The sequence below is a fragment of the Nostoc sp. FACHB-888 genome (genome assembly GCF_014696655.1).
GTDB lineage: Bacteria > Cyanobacteriota > Cyanobacteriia > Cyanobacteriales > Nostocaceae > Nostoc.
The window spans coordinates 1-1,853 of the sequence record NZ_JACJQM010000408.1 but is presented as its reverse complement, the minus strand read 5'-3'; the positions used below and the strand labels follow the sequence as shown (position 1 = coordinate 1,853).

Annotated in this window: 1 pseudogene; it reads right to left on the bottom strand. The window is 42.0% G+C overall.

Annotated elements, in window-relative coordinates:
- Window positions 1–100 precede the first annotated feature (100 nt).
- A pseudogene (locus tag H6G26_RS41455) lies at window positions 101–1,853 on the bottom strand (AAA family ATPase); the annotation flags it as partial.

Sequence of the window (1,853 nt, the reverse complement as noted above, 5' to 3'; positions counted from 1 at the left end):
GGATAACAATTATATGATTCAGGTTCTCAGTTGTTTCATTAACAATACATTAGATTCTTCTAATTCCTTATGTCAAGCCTGATTGAGATGCTCTTACCCTGCCCATACAAGCCGCTAATCGGAGAATTTGCTGTGTGTTCTCTGGCAGTTTCTTCAACTTGTGAACCATCAACTCCACAACGTTATCAGTGATATTTTGAGCTTGAATCTGAGCAATGTTCCACTGCCAGCTTAAGTGTTCAGTATCAAAGGTCAACAGATTTTCGCTATATAGCGTCCTCAAAAATTCGTTGACAAAAAAAGGATTACCCTCGGTTTTACGCAACACTAACTCTGCTAAGAAACAAACGCTGTCTACATTTTGATGCAGTGTCTGGGCAATCAACTGACTCAACGGCAAGAGCGTTAAGGGTGCCAAGATAATCCCCTGAAGGACTGCTCCTTGTTTTCGCAGTCTTTCCAAAGTCAATACCAGTGGATGTGTTGGATTTACCTCATTATCTCGATAGGCTCCAATCAAAAATAAGGATTGGATTTGCTCATCAAGCAGCATCAACTCAATTAACTTCAGCGTTGCTGAGTCTATCCATTGCAAATCATCTAAAAAAATTACAAGCGGATGTGACTTTGAAGATAACACCCGCACAAACTGCCCAAAGACGCGATTAAAGCGGTTTTGAGCTTCAGTTGCGCCAACGTCTGGTACGGGTGGCTGCTTACCAATAATTAACTCAACTTCTGGGATCACATCAATGATGATTTGTCCGTTGCTTCCCAATGCTGTCAACAGATGCGATCGCCACTGTTTCAATTGCTCATCGGGTTCACCCAACAGTTGCTTCACCAATTTTTGCAGGGCATTTGCGATCGCGCTGTAAGGAATATTGCGCCCGAATTGATCAAATTTCCCAGAGATAAAATAGCCACGCTTTTGGGTAATTGGTTTATAGATTTCCTGCACTAACGCAGATTTACCAATGCCAGCATAGCCATATACCAACATCATTTCAACTTGGAATTTTGGATTGCCCGTTTGTTCACTTTGTGAAGTCGTTTCTGAATTATTTGGTAAAGAAGCGATACGATTGTTTTCTGGACACGCTACACGCCCAAAAGCTGCCAGTAACATTGCAACTTCCTTGTTCCGTCCATACAGTTTTTGGGGAATTTCAAAATGATTGCAAACGTCTTGAAGCGCAAGTTGAATGTTAGAGATTTGACCTATTTGTTCTAATTGTTGAACACAGATTTCTAAATCTGCTTTGATTCCCCAGGCACTCTGATAGCGATCTTCTGCATTTTTCGCCATCAGTTTCAGAATTATATCTGAAACTGGTTTGGGAATCTTTGTATTTATTTCATGAGGTGAAGGTGGCTGTTTGGCAATATGATAATGGACTAGTTCCAGAATATCCGTTGTTTCAAACGGCAGATGTCCGGTTAGAAGTTCGTAGAATGTAACACCGAGGGAGTAAAAATCGGTGCGGTAATCGAGCAAACGGTTCATCCGCCCTGTTTGCTCTGGAGACAAGTATGCAAGTGTCCCTTCTAAAACATGAGGACTTTTGAAGGTTGGATTTGTGCGGTTAAATTGGGTGGCAATCCCAAAGTCAATAATTTTGACAACGCCAGTATCCAGATTTAGAACTATGTTCCCAGGGTTGATATCTTTATGAATGATATTGGCTGCATGGATTCTGCCCAGAATGTCGCTTATAGCGATCGCCACATCTAGAAAAGTGGATAAAGGCGTGGGGCAGAATATATCTGGGCGCTTGTGCATCCACTGCTCTAGGGACTCTCCCCCAAAATCTTCTAAGATAATCACCAGAGTCCGTTGATAGTCCTGCTGG